The 311-nt window shown below is 52.1% G+C and carries 1 protein-coding gene; it reads left to right on the forward strand.

Annotated elements, in window-relative coordinates; genetic code table 11:
- A partial coding sequence (locus CWC11_RS21135) for an aminotransferase class III-fold pyridoxal phosphate-dependent enzyme (protein ID WP_138684195.1) occupies positions 1-311 on the forward strand: 311 nt, incomplete at both ends.

Here is a 311-nt window from a genome sequence, read left to right on the forward strand (position 1 = left end):
TTTGTAACTCTGGTACAGAGGCGGTCATGACGGCGCTACGCTTGGCAAGAACGGTGACCAAACGCGATAAAATTGTTCAGTTCTCAGGCGCGTACCATGGTCACTATGATGGCACTTTGGCAACTGAGTCGCCAGAGCAAGGCGTAGAGGCAATGTGCGCTGGAGTGCGTTATGGCGCAATCGCCGATAATCTCGTTTTACCTTATGGTGATGATGAGTCGCTAGAGGTTATTACCCGAGAGGCGCAACATATTGCCGCGGTGATTGTTGAGCCGGTACAAAGCCGTCACCCTGAAAATCAACCTTGGGCG

This window comes from Pseudoalteromonas sp. S3178, from assembly GCF_005886985.1.
Lineage (GTDB): Bacteria > Pseudomonadota > Gammaproteobacteria > Enterobacterales > Alteromonadaceae > Pseudoalteromonas > Pseudoalteromonas carrageenovora.